Consider the following 14,488-nt stretch of genomic DNA (forward strand, 5'->3'; position numbering starts at 1 on the left):
CCACTTATTTTTTTATTGTTTTGAATAGTTTACTAAAAAAAAATTCTTAATTTAAGGTGTACTTTTTTATAAACGTAGTAAACACACACACTTTCTCTATGATATTCCCAATTCTTAGGACAAGATAAAGTTATTTTTAAATTATTAAGAAGCCATTTGTTTTTGGTAAAACATTTAATTTGGCAGTACTTTTCTGGTTTCAGTATGCCTTCTTTTAGTGTTATAGAATTCTATATACTATTTTACTTTTTGATATAAATCTAGTTTACCATTAAGAGGGTTAAGCCGTATTTTCTCGTATATTAAAGACTTACAAAACCTCTCTATTTATATATTGTCAAGAGCTCGACCTTTCCCATCCATTGAAATTTATACCTCATGCTTTTTTAGAGCAGCTATATAAAGATCACTGGTATATTGTAACCTTGATCTGAATTATGGATTTTCGGAGTTCCATATTGTTCTACAATACTCCTATCTGCTTTTTACTATTGTTTTTAGTTCTTTATTCATCATAACTATAATTGAGTCTCGGTATACTTTTTTTAAAACTATACCTTCTAATTGTTTTCCCTCCCTTATTTTACGTAATTTATTATCTATTTTGATTAATATTAGCTCAGAGGAGCTATTTACGCCTTTAACATAACCGTAGTAATTTAGTTTAGGCCATACATATCTAATAGGTTTACTATTCTTGGTGTTTTTTGATCGACTTTGAAGAACTGTGTTAATTTTAGGTTCTCTGGTGCTATTAATTTCACCTAAAAAAGGATCTCTATGTACTTTTTTCAAATCAAAAGTATCTTTCGAGAAATTAAACAATGAAGAACTATCAGAAATAAGAATAGTATTAGAATTATCTGGAATTTGTGTATCTGAATTAAAGTACTTAAATACTTTATAACTTACAAGAGCCCAAATAATAACTGTAAAAGAAATCAATATACTATTTATTACTTTTTTATTCATTACTCTACTGTAAACTTTCTTTCTTTACTAAAATTACTCTCATTTCCTGCTTTATCTAATAACTTTACTCTCCAATAATAAATTCCTTTAGTAGAAAAATTAATCTGAATAGAAGGTTTATCAACTGATTCTGTTTGAACTATATTTGTAAAATTAATATCTGTAGCAATTTCTATTACACTAGTAACAGGAGATTTAACTTCTCCAGAATCTGTGCCTAAAACCCAAACAAAATCTACGGTTTCCTTTGTAACAGCATTCTCTGCTGGTGTACTCAAAGATGGTTGATTAGGGTTTTGTGTATCTAATAGAATTTTTCGTGAAGAAAATGCTGTTTCGCTACTCTCATTAACCGCTTTTACTTTCCATTCATATACTGCATCATCTTTCAAGATTGCAGCATCAATGGTATAGCTATTTGCTGTAAGGTTTTCAATTTGAGTCTCTGTAGATGTTGTTCCGTTTATGGTTTTATCTATTTCTAAGGTATAAGAAGTTGCTGTTTGAATTTTATCCCATGTTACTATAATAGTACTCTTATTGGTATAAAAATTTTGTGTTGGAGAATTTAGAAATAATGTTTGAATACTTAAATCTGTAGACGAAGCCAATAAAAAAGATAATGGAAAAGTATATGCTGTTTGATATGCAAAATTTTCTGCTCTAATTCTCCAATTATACTGCCCTGGATTTAGGTTAATTAAAAAATTATCTCCTTTAACTAAAGAATCCAAAACATTTTTTTGTGTACTCTCTTCGATAACTTGAATTCTATAATCACTTGCTCCCTTTAATCCTGTCCATCTAAATTGAACCGAGTTACCATTAATTGTGCTATCATTTTCTGGAGATACCGTTGTTACTATATCATTTGAAATATCTTCTTCTAAAATATCATCACACCTAACAATTAGGAACAGTGTAGATAGTATTGCAATTGTATTAATTATTTTTTTCATAATTCTGAAATATTATTTTAACTCTTAATTTATTTTTTCTGGTTTTATATTCTTTTTCCTTTAAGAAAGAAATATTTACGATATTAGAAAAGTGAAAATTTTTTTCGAATTCATAAAGAATTTCTATCAAAGAATTATAATCTCCTTCTAAAACTAATTGATTTGTAATTATATTAAATCCATTACTTTCCGCAGTATGTATCTCTTCCATACCAGAAACCTTGATGTTTACAAATGTGGTTGTAAAATCCAATATTTTTTGTTGTACTTCTTCCGGCCCTACCCCTTGTTTTCCTATTATTTTGTCATATAGATTAAGTTCGCTTTGCATTTGCGATAAACTAGTTGTAGAAGCATTTACATACTCTAGTTTTTTCTGTAAGTCATCCACTTGATTATATGCGCGTCTAGTAACCTGAAAAGATCTTTTGTTTGCTGTAATAAATAATAGAATTGCTACTATTATTAATCCAAATAATTTTTGTTTATATGTAAAATTTTCAAACACTATTTCACTATAAGTTTTAGTATAAATTTACCACTCTCTTTTCTCTTAATATTATAGTCCAAAATCTCTATTTTTAAAAGCCAATCTTGTTTTTTTAAGCTTTTTACCCAATCATTTAATGGTATACTTGATTTAGAGTCTCCTTCAATTAAAATTGTATTGGTTTCGAAAAATATTTTTTCAAAATTTTTTATTTTTTTATTGTTTGGATTAACTACCAGACTACTTAAAATTATTTCATTTGGTATAGAGTCTATAATCTCTTGAATATAATAAGATAAAAATGCATTTTTTAAAACCCCTGATTCTTGTAAAACCAAAGCTTTATTTTGTTTTTCTTTTTCTAGTTTTTTAACTTGTTCATACGTATGGTTTAAATTGTATAATTGAGATTCATAAGTTATATATCTATTATTATAATAGTTAAGAAGCAAATAGCTTATTAATAAGGATCCTAAAAAAAATATACCCAATAAAACAACACCATTATTAAATGTCTTTTTAAGTAATAATTCTTGTTTATTTAATTTAAGAAACTCAAAGTCATAACGTATTACTTCTAATGGGTACAGATGATTTAATAATGTAGAAAACAATACTATTTGTTTACTACTAATTTTATCTTTTCCCAAAACATAAGTTTCTTCAGAATCTATTTTTTTTTGATACTCTATTAATGATCCTTCTTCAAAGTGTAACAAATAACTTCCTGATAAGAAAGAATTTTGATCTATTATTTTTTCAAATATTATACTAACAAATGGCCCAATACTATAGTCTAACACTAAATATTTATCTTCTCTAAATTGATTAAATATTGTATTTAAAACTTCTTTTCTTGCTAAAGAAACAAACTCTTGGTTACCTTGATTAACTTCATATATATAAAAATCGTCAGCATTGGCATTAAAAAGAATATCTTTTAAATAATTACTTTTAGAAGCTACTTTTTTATTGATTATCCCTTTTCCTGAAAAATTGCATAATACCGGAGTAGAAATACCTACTCTTTCTTTAAGTTTATTATATTCTGTTGTAAAAAATGAATCTGCTATAGATAATTGCTCAGATATCTTATCTACTATAAGAACTTCATAAGTAGTAACATCTGCCATTATAATTCCTATAATTGCAAACTTTTTCTCTTGAAAAAGGTTTATATTTTTTAATTTATCTAACATTAATACACTACTGTTGGTTTTATAAACACATGAAGTTTAGATTTGCTTTTCCTTTTTATCTTACTACTGAAAAACCATTTTATTATTGGAATTCTAGATAAAAAAGGAGTTCCTGTACCAGAATTCTCTCTTTCTAATTCATCTAATCCTCCTAATAGTATCATTTCTCCGTTTCTTACTCTTACCAAAGATTCAAACTGTTGTGTTGATTTACCTGGAGGAGCGTTTTCTCCTGCTCTCCCTAGAAATGAGCTTTTCTCTACTGCTACTGTAAGAGTAATTTGTTCGTCTTTTGAAACATGTGGTTTTATACTCACACTTAAATTTGCATCTGTAGCTTTCCATTGCCCAGATTGTAAAATATCATTACCTATACCATTATTTATTAATCTATTATTTTGCTCAAAATAATAATTGGTCTCTCCTATAGATATTTTAGCTTCATGACCACTCAGTGTAGATATTTTTGGGGTAGACTGTAATCTAATAATTGAATTGTTTTCTAAGGCTTTTAAATTAAGATAAAAATCTTCTGCTACCTTTCCTAGTTTAAAAATACCAAAACCATTAAATGCATCTATTAAAGAATTAACAGAAGTAGAGTTTACTGTTACATCTCCTGTTGGAAATAGCACCCCAGATGTCACTCTCTTCTTTTTATCTATTCCTGCTTGAATTCCTGTTTGTATATCATGTCCCTTTTTATATTGTACTATTAATACCTCTATAAGTATCATAGGTACAACTTTATCTATCTGTTTTATATATTCTTTAAGTTCTCTTATTCTTGGGCTGGATCCTGATGCTATAAATCCATTAAGTTCTATAAAATCTTTAAGCTCTATATTTTCGGTAAGTTTTTGTGGTAATGTTTCTAGCACTGTTTCTATAGTTCTGTTTTCTAACTGAATAAGCTCTGTACTCCTTAAACCTTCTGCATCTTGATTTCCTATTAGATAATAGTCTTCTGTTTTTTTATATGTGCTTATAGTACCTTTAAATACGTGATCTAATAAATCATCAAATGTTATATCTTTTACAACTAAAGTAGTTTGAATTTGTGCTGGTTTTTGATACATAAAATAATTTACATTAAGCTTTTCTGCTGCTTCTATAATTAAATCTGTTACCGAAGCATCGTATGCATTAATACTTAAAAATCCATTGGGTTGCACAATTATCTCTACAGATGATCCATAAGAATTTGATTGTTTGTTGTTTTTTCTGCTTTTAGTTCGTCTAGAATTTGAATTGATATTAGGATCTAATATTTCAGCGTCTTTTTCAATATAATAGAATCCATTTTCATCTTTAGTAACTAATAATTGATTGGACTTTGCCATCATTTCTATTACCTGATCAAAGGGTCTGTTAAGAATATATGCGGAGACATTTACTTTTTTGACCTCTGGGGATAATACAATATTTTTACCCGAAATATCTGTTATTTTTTGAGATACTCTAGGTAAAGAATCATTTTTTAATTTAACAGATAAAAAATCATTTTGATTGTTATAGGTTACCACTATTTCTTTCTCTACTTTCTTTTTTGGTATCTCTACAGGTTTTTGCTGCTTTTTAAAAACTATAATATTGTTTATAAATTCTATATTTAGATTATATTTTTTTGTCACAAAAAGAAAAACATCTTTTACTGGAACATCAAAAAAACTACTAGACACTATTTGATTAAGGTCTGTATCTACGCTTATATTTAATTTGTGTTCTATTGCTACAGAAGTAAGAAAATCATACAGAGTAAGTCCTGAAACATCGATTTGAATTGTTTCATTTAACGCTGGTTTTTTTTCAGCATATTCATTTAAACGTTGTTCTATCTTTTGTATATCTTGTTGTCCAAATGATAATTGAATTGTAAAAACAAAAATTATATATAATAAAAATTTCTTCATAGTTATGCGTTAATTAACAGGGAATAAATCTCTTCTAAAGAAGTTTCTCCTTTTTCAAGTAATTGAAATGCTTTATTTGCTAAATTCTCATATTGAAATTCGAATTCTTTTTCTAATTGATGACTATCTTTTTTAATTGCACTTATTAGCTCATCTGTAATAGAAACTATTTCATAAATTGCTCTTCTACCTCTATATCCCGTATAATAACATTCCTGGCATCCTGATGCTTCATAGCATGTATTTAATGGTCTTGGCATTTTGTAATTTCTAGGAAGATCATTTATATTAAGAGAAGTTTCTTTTTTACAATGAGAACATAATTTTCTTACTAATCTTTGTGCTACAGATACATTAAGTGTTTCTGCTATATAAAATGCAGGAACTCCCATATCTACTAACCTAGAAATAGTTCCTAATGCTGAGTTTGTATGTATTGTAGATAATACCAAGTGACCTGTAAGCGATGCTCTAATTGCCATTTGAGCGGTTTCGGCATCTCTAATCTCTCCTAACATAATAATGTCTGGATCCTGACGTAAAAATGATCTTAATGCTGTTGCAAATGTTAATCCTATATCTTCTTTTAATTGAACTTGATTAATTCCTTCTAAAGTATATTCTATTGGATCTTCTACTGTTACTATATTTCTTTTAATATCGTTAAGAAGCTTAAGTGTTGCATACAATGTAGTCGTTTTACCAGATCCTGTTGGCCCACTTATTAAAACAATACCATTACTTTTTTTAACAGCTTCTAGGTATATTTGTTTTTCTTCTTTCTCCAGTCCGAGATCTTCTAAATCAATATTAGAAGCATCTTTTCCTAACAAACGCATTACTACTTTTTCTCCATGCAAAGTAGGCAATATGGATACACGAATATCAAATTCTTCATAGTTAATTCGTCCATCTTGCGGTAATCTTTTTTCTGTAATATCCAGATTCGCCTCTATTTTAATCTTATTGATTAATTCTAGATAATTATCTCTTGGGATTTTATATTTTTCAATTAAAACTCCATCGATACGCAATCTTGCTCTTGCCTCTTCTTCAAAAACTTCAAAATGTATATCACTACTCCCTATTGACTTCGCTTCAAAAATTAAATTTTCCAGAAAATTATTGCTTACTGACGAAACTGTATTTATAGACTTTTCATCGGATAGCTTTTTTCTGTAATAAACAAACAAAGCCTTGTTTAATCTATCTGATGAGATTTTATCAAAAATTATTGTGTTTCCTAAGTACAACTCCAATTCATCTCCTATTTCTGGAGTCCATTTTTGTTTGTCAATATAAAAAGTTAATGAATCTACTTTTTTTTCTTTAGGAATAATGCCATAATGATGTGCTAAATCTGCATTAATAAGCTGAAGTAGTTCTACCGATATTTCTATGTCTTTTTCTGTATTCAAAATATAAAACCGTAAAAAAGATTAATAGGAAATGAAAAATCTACTACTATAAGTATTAAAGCGAATATCGATAAATACCCTGCCAAAGGGATGGTATCTTGTTTATATTTCTTTTTAAAAATCGCATAGATTATTAATGTAAATAACATTCCTGTTATAAAAAACAACACATAATTTCTAAAAGAAAACATGGGAGTAACTCCTATTAAAAAAAGAAGGTCCCCAATACCTATATAATGCTTAAATGGGTTTAATAACTTTGTTTTTTTGATGGTAAAATAGACTGTTATAACAATAAAATTAATTACTAAAAACGAAGTAGATTTTATGATATCTAAATAATCTATTACATCCATATTTAAATAAAAAGAAATACCAAATATCAAAATAGGCAGAACAATATGTATATGTCTTGAAGTAATATCTTGATAGATCATTACCCCAAAAGAAAGTAAGATTAATACATGTAGAATATAATACATTAGTCTTTTACTGTTTCTTTTAATAGTTTATCCTGATCTATCTCCCATGTATTAAAGTTACCATCTCCATCAAAATCTGATTGAGAAACAGCTCTTGCCTTAAAAGAATTAGTAGAGGCTTCGCTTATTTCTATTTTATAGACTGCTTGTCCTCCCTCATTTACACTTAAAGCTGGTTCAAAACCTAATGCTTCAAAACTAGTAGTGTATTTAGAATATCTAAAGAAATGGCTTTTTTGTAATCCATATATATGGTTTAACATACTCTGAGCTTCAATTGCTTTTGCTTGTGCTACTACCGAAGTTTGATTTGGTAAAACTAATAATATTAATATACCTATAATGCAGAGTACTATTACTAACTCTGACATTGAGTACGCTTTTAGATAGATATTTTTTGCTATAACTTTTCTTTTTTTCATATTTCTTATCTTAAGAAGGTTGAATGATTTTACTTAAATCGAACATCGGGGAATACATTGCTATTAATACTGTTCCTACTACTGCACCGATAATAACAATGATAAGAGGCTCCATAATCACTCCTATCATTTTTGTTTGATGCTGTAACTCTTCATCATATTGTTTTGCTAATCGCTCAAACATAATATCTAAAGAGTTTATTTGTTCTGCTACACTTACTAATGAAACTAATTTAAAATCGTAAATGCTGTGTTTCGATAATGCTTTAGAAAACAAAACTCCTTTTGTTACTTCTTTTTTAACGATGTCTAAACTATACTCTACAGGATAAAATGATATCATTTTTTGTACTAATTCTAAGGAGTTTACTAATGGTGTTTTTGCCGAGAGCAATAAACTTAATGATTGACAAAAACGTGTGATATAAATTTTTTGAATGAGTTTACCAAAAAACGGGATTCTAACAACTATTTTAGACATATATCTTCTATAAAAAGTATGATTCCTAAAATAAAGATGTATCGCAATCATGCTTATCAATATAATCGCAAAAACTAAGCTAATTGCAGAAAAATGTTCGGAAACATAAATAATTTTTTTTGTTAGCCCTGGTAATTCTTTTCCAAATTGTTTAAAAACAGAAGCAAACATCGGAACCACATATTTCATCATAAAATACAACACTCCAAAGGTTAGCAATAATACAAATGCTGGGTAAGTAAAAACAGAAAGCAATTGTCTTCGCATTTTTACTTTTCTGTCAAAATATTGGTATAATTCTAATAACACAGCATCTAATTTTCTAGTTTCTTCTCCTATTTTTATACTATAATACTCATAAGGAGAAAATTTTCCTGAATCTTTTATGGCTTCAAATAATGATTTTCCTAATACTACTTGCTTTGTAATAGCGTCTATTAATTCTTTATGTTTTGTTTTTTTTTGTAATTCTTTTAAAATTTCAAGTGCTTTTCTAAAATCTATACCAGAACTCAATAAAACAGAAAGTTCTTTGTAAAATTCCATTTTATCCTTATCCGAAAAACGGTTTCCAAAGCTCACTTCTTTAGAAAAAAAGTTTTTTTGCTCCTTTTTCTGCTTTTTGCTCTTGGTATTTGTTTTATATGTAGATATATTAATACTCACTCAAAAAATAGTTATTTATCTGTTTTGCTCTTGATATCGGTTTTTCTTCAAATACAATAATCTCTTGACCTAAAAGACTTGTTTTTAGTTTTATTGTTTGTTGCTCTTCTAATACTTTTTCTTTATTATTAAATTCTACCCCTAGAACTTTTAAATTAAATGTTTCTTTAGCATTTGATTTTCTTACAATGTTATCCCTGTAAAAAAAGTAATCTATCTGCTTTGATTGCATATCTAAACGGATATGTTTTTGATCAATAATTACTAGCTCTTTTGCTAATTTTATATCTTTAAACAATATGCTTTGGAATTGATTATATTCCATTAGTTCCTCTTGTTGCAGAGAATATTCTATCATTTGTTTAGAGATGTTTTCATATATTACATATACCATAGAAATTACTATAGAGGAAATAACTAACCCTATAACTAGTTCGAGAATAGTGAATGCCTTTAAGGCTTTATATTTATTAATAGGTAACAATATGAAAATGTTCTTTTTTTTGATTATTTAATTTTATAGTAAATGTGATTTTAAAACTATTTTTATTCTCTGTTTTTTCTATTTTTTTATCGACACTAAAAGATTCAAAATTATAATTTTCATCTTCTAACTTATTCTTATCCTTTTTAACCTCCCAGAGTAGTTCTTTTACTTTTTGTTGTGCCCTATAGCCTGCCATATTTGTGTCTGTTCTCAATACTCTTGCATACATCATGATTGCTATGGATATACAAATTGCAATAATAGTCATTGCTATTACAGATTCTGTTATTGAACTTCCTTTAACTTTATATCGATTTAATAATAGCATAGGTTTCTAATTGTTCTACTTGCGTTTGAAAAAGAGATATTCCTATAAAAAAATCAGGAAGACTTTTTCTATCTATTATTCCATTCATTATATAATTATCATATATAGAGCCTTCTGTTTTAAGATAAAAATTATTAGTATAAACCGTTCCAAAAACAGTTCCTTTTAATTGAACCTTACCATTACAAAAAACAGTTCCGACTACTTCTGCTTTTTCGTCTATAGTAATTTTCTTGTCTACATTATTATCTTTATCATATACTACAATTGCCCCCAGAATTTTGCTGTCTTTTTTTAGAATAACTTCTTTTTCATTTGATCTTTTTTCCGACATCATAATACCTGATGGGTACATTAATACTACATTTTCTTCCAACTCTACTATATCTTCTGCTATTACTTGCACATTTCCTTTAAAACCTTTTTCAAAAACTACTTTAGGCGCTTTTATAATTATATCTTCAAACTCATTATTTTTTTTTATATATATAGAATCCCTCGACTCTAAAATAATGTTACCAGATAATTTTTTATTACGTATTGTTATTTCATCTACTTCTATAACTATAGTTTTATTGGCATAACTATTATAATACATACTTGTACTGGTAATATCTTCAAAAGTTACCCTTACTGCTTCATCTGGTTCATATGTAAATACAGAAGTATTCATATTTGGCAACTTTGTTCTAGAGTTCTTTTTACTGCCTAAGAGAAAATTATCTTTACGATAAGAACTAGCTGTAATGTATCCTGCTTTTATTCCTGCTTTTGGCAAAAAAACATCTCCTGTTATTTTTGCTTTTTCTACCATAAAGAGTGCTTTGTTATTATCTGTTAGATAAAGTGCTATTGTATCTTTATTCCTTTTTTGTCCTATTAATGCTACCTGAATAATTGTATCTTTTTTAAATATAGATTTAGTAGTTAATACATCATAAAACCCCCAAGGTTTTATGGATCCTAAAGAAACTATTCCATTATCAAAAAGATCTATAGTAATATCCTCCTGTTTTAGCTCTTTTACTTTGCCTAAAAAATATTCTTGAGCAGATGTGTTATTAGATATAAGTTCTACATACGTAAACAACATTGTTTGGTGTATCTTGGCATGTCCACTCATTACTAATAACGAATAACAAAAGACACCTATAATGACACAGATAAATATTGCGTATGCTATGCTACTGGCTTTTATCACGTATTTTTGTTCTTTTTAGCAAATAACCGCTGAAAAAAGTTAGGTTTTTTGGTTGTTTTTTGTTGATTTTCTGGTTTCTGGTTTTCATAAGTTTTTTTATTCTTTTTTTGAGATGATTTCTTTGTAAAGAGTTTTTGAAAAAAATTAGTTTTTTTTGTTTTTTTGGTGGTCGAAGATATGCTATCTTTTTTCTTAAAAAATCTTGAGAAAAAACTATTTCTTGTAGTATCCTTTTCTTTTTTCATATATTTCTCTCCTCTTTTATAGTATATTGTATCTCCATTTTGAGGGTATAACCACCTACCTGATCGTTTATCATTTTTATAGGCTCCTATAGACACAATATTACCTATACTATCATAAAAAATATTCTTACCACTTAATTTGCCGTTTTTCCAATTTTCTGTTGTTGCCAATTGTCCATTTTTGTACCAAGAATTCCATATTCCCTTCTTAATACCATTATTAAAACCTCCTTTTTCTGCTAATTGGTTTGACTGATAGTGTTTGGTATATTTACCATGTAAAAGATTTCCTGAATACCCACTTTTTGTAAATTGTATTTTTTGTGATTTTAACCAATAATAGAATACATCTGACCTTACTTTAGCTTTTTTTTCTGACACAAAAAATTGTTCTTTATATTCTGAATTACTTATAATTCTTTTATTAAAAGTAACTTGAGGGCTATTACATCCTGACAAGCAGTATAAAAAAATAATTAGGTATATATATTTTTGCATTTTTTATAAATTGTACTTTATCAACTCTCTTACACAGTTAAACTTTCTCTTTTTTTAGAAATTGTATTTTAATAAAGTTGTTTTCGTCTATTTTTTTAATTTCTTACTATTCTTTTTAATATCATTATAAAAAAGTATCACAAGTAAATTTTCTTAGTTACCTATAAAATCTTATAAAACTCACTTATAACACATTAACTATTGTTCCCTTTATTAATTATATGTTTCCTTTAAAAAAAGAAACATATTTATTATAAACTTATACAAATGTGAAAATTAATATACTTAGTATTTTGAAAAATTTCACTATTATATCGCGTACTATTATAATTAACAATGCAATGATACTAGTTTTTAGTTTCGTTTTTCGGGAGTAGGAAATATTTTTTAAAAAAAATATAATTTTACATTTAGATAATAGTTCTTATACTTTAATTAAAAACTAGTAATTACTGATACTATTATAATTTCTAAGCCATTTCTTAAAATAATAAAAGCTACTTCTTAACAGTAGCTTTTATCTTTATTTATTACCTTTACCGTCAATTATTCGAACACTAGCAAGGCATGACCTTATAGAAATAGGTTTTTATTAAGCTTCACTTCCAGATCCATTATAGGTACCTGTTAAAATACTACCATCAGAAAACTTAAACATGAAATGTACATTGAATATAAAATAATTAGCATTCTCATCATAAAAATCATTATGCTTCTTCTTATAAAGTATCTTGGCTTCTATTACTTTTTTAGTACCTGAACTCGGCATGCTACTATCTGTATCAAAATCGTGGTTCATAGCAATACCAACATAATCATAATCAATATTTTTCTTACTAAAAGTATGCACTACTCCTTCGGATATATTAGTTAGCTTATCAATAATAGAAAAACAATACAGGCGGTGCGCCTATAATAACTTACCGACCGTAGGGAGTCTTATTAAAATAAGTGTGCTCTGAAAAAAAATCCCGAACCTGTTATGATTCGGGATTAATCTAATTTTTAATTTATTTGTTCTTACTCGGAAGTTGTTTTTGATCAAAAACTCTTGTGATAAATATTTTATCCTTTCCTTCTCGATACGTGATTTTACAGCCTTCTGCAAAGATTTTTCGATATTGTCTTTTTAAGTGTGCAAACTGATCATCTACAGTGCCAATACTCATAAAATCATATTCAGGATTTTCTAGCTGTTCCGTACTTCTTCGGATATTGTAAGCTATTTCTCTGGATTTTTCTTTGCCTTTCTATTTGGTATTAAAACGTACTATCTTTTCTAAATCTTTGGAGGAACGTTTCGTCCAAAAGACGGGTTTTATTATTCTGTCCAACTTCTAATCTGGTCTTTTATTTGATCTTGACTATAAATCCTTCCTTCCTTGATGTCTTCTTCTGCTTCTGCCATCAATTTATCTTCTCGGCGTTGCTCTATATAAGCCTTAGCCATTTTATAAAAATTCTGCAAAGAGTTATCATCTTCTTGATTTATAAAGTCTTGTAGTTCTTGTCTTATATCTACCGTACTCATAATTAATCCTTTTACATTCATAACAAAGATAGTTTAATATAGTAATATTTTTTACTTTTTGATTACTAACACTCATATTTTTAGTAATTGAGTTTTTATTCATTTCCTTATCTCTTTATAATCTATTTCAATTTTTTAAAAGCTTTTAGGGTAAGAGTGAGTATTTATTTATTTTATTAATCCTAAATCATTAAATCCTTGTTGTTGATCTATTTTTGTGATAGCTAATAGTATTTTACTTATCCAATACATATTATCTTTTACTTTTCTATCTGTTTGATTATCATCTTCTAATTGACTTAACAGATAAAGGTTTTCTAACAGTGTATGTTGCAGAAAACGTAATTCTCCTAGTTCTCTGATTGGTATCTGAATATTAAGTTCTTTTGATTTCATAAGAATGTTTTTTTTATTGTAATGGATGATATGTGTTAATGGTTTCATGCAAGCTTTCTAGATCGTCTTGCAAGTATTTTTCTGTAGAACTAATGTATTTATGTCCTGCCAAGTATTGTGCTTTTCTCAAGTTATATTGCTTTAGCCTATGGGTAATTACACTTGTCCTAATTTGTTTTATATCCGTAAAACTGTTGTTGATTTCCTTTAATTTTTTAGCTAATTTATGTACGGTATTGTGAAGTTTAAAACTCCTCCCGATGGGTAATAATAATTGTTCTGTAGCTTTACTGGCTTCTCTTAAAATCTTTGGTCTAACTTCATTAATGTATTCCATAAACTCCATGAGTTGGAACGGTTTTAATTCGATTTCTCGGGCATTACTTTTTTTTGTTCCTGGTATTTCTATTTTACCTTTATAGAGTTGTATATTCTCTACTTCTAACAGTTGTAAATCTCTTGTACTTAAACCTTGATGACCAGTAATCAAATAATGATTTTATTACGCTTTCTGGCGATCTGCTTACCCTTATTTGTTGGGTAACTATAATATAAATCTTCTAGTGCTTCGAACTCTAAAAAGTTACTGATGATGTTTTTTTTTAACACCTTTTATATTGAGTTATTTAATGATATTTTGTTCTCTATAATTTTCTGCTACTAAATAATCAAAGTATATTTTTAGGTTACTTACATAGCTTTTTATGTATGCATCCGAGCAACTACAGTATAGAATTTTCTTGATATCCAGGTAGTAATTCTTCTAATTTTTGTATGCTATGATCTGGTATTTTTTCTAA

Annotated in this window: 18 protein-coding genes and 1 pseudogene; all 19 read right to left on the minus strand. The window is 27.5% G+C overall.

All coding sequences use genetic code 11. The features are described 5' to 3' along the window. Nucleotides 1-474: 474 nt before the first annotated feature. The 19 genes and pseudogenes from H527_RS0110880 to H527_RS23540 all read right to left on the minus strand — a co-directional run bounded on the left by H527_RS0110880 (nt 475) and on the right by H527_RS23540 (nt 14,178). Nucleotides 475-972: a hypothetical protein gene (locus H527_RS0110880; RefSeq protein WP_027412753.1), complete on the minus strand. Its 498-nt coding sequence runs from the start codon at nt 970-972 to the stop codon at nt 475-477. Next, nucleotides 972-1,931: a hypothetical protein gene (locus H527_RS0110885; protein WP_027412754.1), complete on the minus strand. Its 960-nt coding sequence runs from the start codon at nt 1,929-1,931 to the stop codon at nt 972-974. Before H527_RS0110885 ends, H527_RS0110880 begins: the two co-directional genes overlap by 1 nt. Further along, entirely contained in the window at nt 1,915-2,439 is a 525-nt protein-coding gene (locus H527_RS0110890) for a hypothetical protein (RefSeq protein WP_027412755.1), read from the minus strand. The genes H527_RS0110885 and H527_RS0110890 overlap by 17 nt, the downstream gene beginning before the upstream one ends. Next, nucleotides 2,439-3,620, minus strand: a complete 1,182-nt coding sequence (locus H527_RS0110895; RefSeq protein ID WP_027412756.1) for a hypothetical protein — start codon at nt 3,618-3,620, stop codon at nt 2,439-2,441. Before H527_RS0110895 ends, H527_RS0110890 begins: the two co-directional genes overlap by 1 nt. Next, on the minus strand, nt 3,620-5,533 hold the full coding sequence (locus H527_RS0110900; RefSeq protein WP_035087884.1) for a type II secretion system protein GspD: 1,914 nt from the start codon (nt 5,531-5,533) through the stop codon (nt 3,620-3,622). The genes H527_RS0110895 and H527_RS0110900 overlap by 1 nt, the downstream gene beginning before the upstream one ends. 2 nt (nt 5,534-5,535) lie before the next feature. Beyond that, nucleotides 5,536-6,951 carry a GspE/PulE family protein gene (locus H527_RS0110905; protein WP_027412758.1) on the minus strand — a complete coding sequence of 472 codons (1,416 nt, stop codon included), beginning with the start codon at nt 6,949-6,951 and terminating at the stop codon, nt 5,536-5,538. Further along, on the minus strand, nt 6,948-7,433 hold the full coding sequence (locus H527_RS0110910; RefSeq protein WP_027412759.1) for a hypothetical protein: 486 nt from the start codon (nt 7,431-7,433) through the stop codon (nt 6,948-6,950). The genes H527_RS0110905 and H527_RS0110910 overlap by 4 nt, the downstream gene beginning before the upstream one ends. Then, complete coding sequence (locus H527_RS0110915; RefSeq protein ID WP_035087887.1) at nt 7,433-7,855, minus strand: hypothetical protein; 423 nt, start codon at nt 7,853-7,855, stop codon at nt 7,433-7,435. The genes H527_RS0110910 and H527_RS0110915 overlap by 1 nt, the downstream gene beginning before the upstream one ends. A gap of 10 nt (nt 7,856-7,865) precedes the next feature. Then, nucleotides 7,866-9,002: a type II secretion system F family protein gene (locus H527_RS0110920; RefSeq protein ID WP_027412761.1), complete on the minus strand. Its 1,137-nt coding sequence runs from the start codon at nt 9,000-9,002 to the stop codon at nt 7,866-7,868. After that, nucleotides 8,992-9,360 carry a hypothetical protein gene (locus H527_RS0110925; RefSeq protein ID WP_211235731.1) on the minus strand — a complete coding sequence of 123 codons (369 nt, stop codon included), beginning with the start codon at nt 9,358-9,360 and terminating at the stop codon, nt 8,992-8,994. Before H527_RS0110925 ends, H527_RS0110920 begins: the two co-directional genes overlap by 11 nt. 33 nt (nt 9,361-9,393) lie before the next feature. Further along, nucleotides 9,394-9,486, minus strand: a pseudogene (locus H527_RS24805) (prepilin-type N-terminal cleavage/methylation domain-containing protein); the annotation flags it as partial. Beyond that, nucleotides 9,473-9,817 (minus strand): hypothetical protein, encoded by a 345-nt coding sequence (locus tag H527_RS23140; protein WP_051316722.1) that lies wholly within the window; start codon nt 9,815-9,817, stop codon nt 9,473-9,475. The gene H527_RS23140 and the pseudogene H527_RS24805, both read right to left, overlap by 14 nt. After that, nucleotides 9,795-11,018: a hypothetical protein gene (locus tag H527_RS0110935; RefSeq protein WP_155837864.1), complete on the minus strand. Its 1,224-nt coding sequence runs from the start codon at nt 11,016-11,018 to the stop codon at nt 9,795-9,797. Before H527_RS0110935 ends, H527_RS23140 begins: the two co-directional genes overlap by 23 nt. Further along, nucleotides 11,015-11,761, minus strand: a complete 747-nt coding sequence (locus H527_RS0110940) for a toxin-antitoxin system YwqK family antitoxin (protein ID WP_155837865.1) — start codon at nt 11,759-11,761, stop codon at nt 11,015-11,017. Before H527_RS0110940 ends, H527_RS0110935 begins: the two co-directional genes overlap by 4 nt. Before the next feature lie 592 nt (nt 11,762-12,353). Continuing rightward, the gene (locus H527_RS0110945; RefSeq protein WP_027412765.1) at nt 12,354-12,611 is read right to left on the minus strand and encodes a hypothetical protein; all 258 of its coding nucleotides are present in this window, start codon (nt 12,609-12,611) and stop codon (nt 12,354-12,356) included. 160 nt (nt 12,612-12,771) lie between these two features. Continuing rightward, entirely contained in the window at nt 12,772-12,930 is a 159-nt protein-coding gene (locus H527_RS24580; RefSeq protein WP_229809287.1) for a hypothetical protein, read from the minus strand. 152 nt (nt 12,931-13,082) lie between these two features. Continuing rightward, nucleotides 13,083-13,313 carry a hypothetical protein gene (locus H527_RS0110955; protein ID WP_051316723.1) on the minus strand — a complete coding sequence of 77 codons (231 nt, stop codon included), beginning with the start codon at nt 13,311-13,313 and terminating at the stop codon, nt 13,083-13,085. 147 nt (nt 13,314-13,460) lie between these two features. After that, nucleotides 13,461-13,688 carry a hypothetical protein gene (locus tag H527_RS0110960; protein ID WP_027412767.1) on the minus strand — a complete coding sequence of 76 codons (228 nt, stop codon included), beginning with the start codon at nt 13,686-13,688 and terminating at the stop codon, nt 13,461-13,463. Between the two features lie 13 nt (nt 13,689-13,701). Next, entirely contained in the window at nt 13,702-14,178 is a 477-nt protein-coding gene (locus H527_RS23540) for a site-specific integrase (protein ID WP_189457529.1), read from the minus strand. Nucleotides 14,179-14,488 lie beyond the last annotated feature (310 nt).

It is taken from the genome of Aquimarina muelleri DSM 19832, from assembly GCF_000430665.1.
In the GTDB taxonomy this organism is placed as follows: Bacteria; Bacteroidota; Bacteroidia; order Flavobacteriales; family Flavobacteriaceae; genus Aquimarina; species Aquimarina muelleri.

Excerpts from the sequence above, each read along its gene's own strand:
- H527_RS0110910 (WP_027412759.1), bottom strand. The coding sequence starts at position 7,433 with ATGTATTATATTCTACATGTATTAATCTTACTTTCTTTTGGGGTAATG.
- H527_RS0110955 (WP_051316723.1), bottom strand. The coding sequence starts at position 13,313 with ATGAATGTAAAAGGATTAATTATGAGTACGGTAGATATAAGACAAGAA.
- H527_RS0110895 (WP_027412756.1), bottom strand. The coding sequence starts at position 3,620 with ATGTTAGATAAATTAAAAAATATAAACCTTTTTCAAGAGAAAAAGTTT.
- H527_RS0110885 (WP_027412754.1), bottom strand. The coding sequence starts at position 1,931 with ATGAAAAAAATAATTAATACAATTGCAATACTATCTACACTGTTCCTA.
- H527_RS0110915 (WP_035087887.1), bottom strand. The coding sequence starts at position 7,855 with ATGAAAAAAAGAAAAGTTATAGCAAAAAATATCTATCTAAAAGCGTAC.
- H527_RS0110925 (WP_211235731.1), bottom strand. The coding sequence starts at position 9,360 with ATGATAGAATATTCTCTGCAACAAGAGGAACTAATGGAATATAATCAA.
- H527_RS24580 (WP_229809287.1), bottom strand. The coding sequence starts at position 12,930 with ATGAGTATTGGCACTGTAGATGATCAGTTTGCACACTTAAAAAGACAA.
- H527_RS0110880 (WP_027412753.1), bottom strand. The coding sequence starts at position 972 with ATGAATAAAAAAGTAATAAATAGTATATTGATTTCTTTTACAGTTATT.
- H527_RS0110900 (WP_035087884.1), bottom strand. The coding sequence starts at position 5,533 with ATGAAGAAATTTTTATTATATATAATTTTTGTTTTTACAATTCAATTA.
- H527_RS0110960 (WP_027412767.1), bottom strand. The coding sequence starts at position 13,688 with ATGAAATCAAAAGAACTTAATATTCAGATACCAATCAGAGAACTAGGA.
- H527_RS0110940 (WP_155837865.1), bottom strand. The coding sequence starts at position 11,761 with ATGCAAAAATATATATACCTAATTATTTTTTTATACTGCTTGTCAGGA.
- H527_RS23140 (WP_051316722.1), bottom strand. The coding sequence starts at position 9,817 with ATGCTATTATTAAATCGATATAAAGTTAAAGGAAGTTCAATAACAGAA.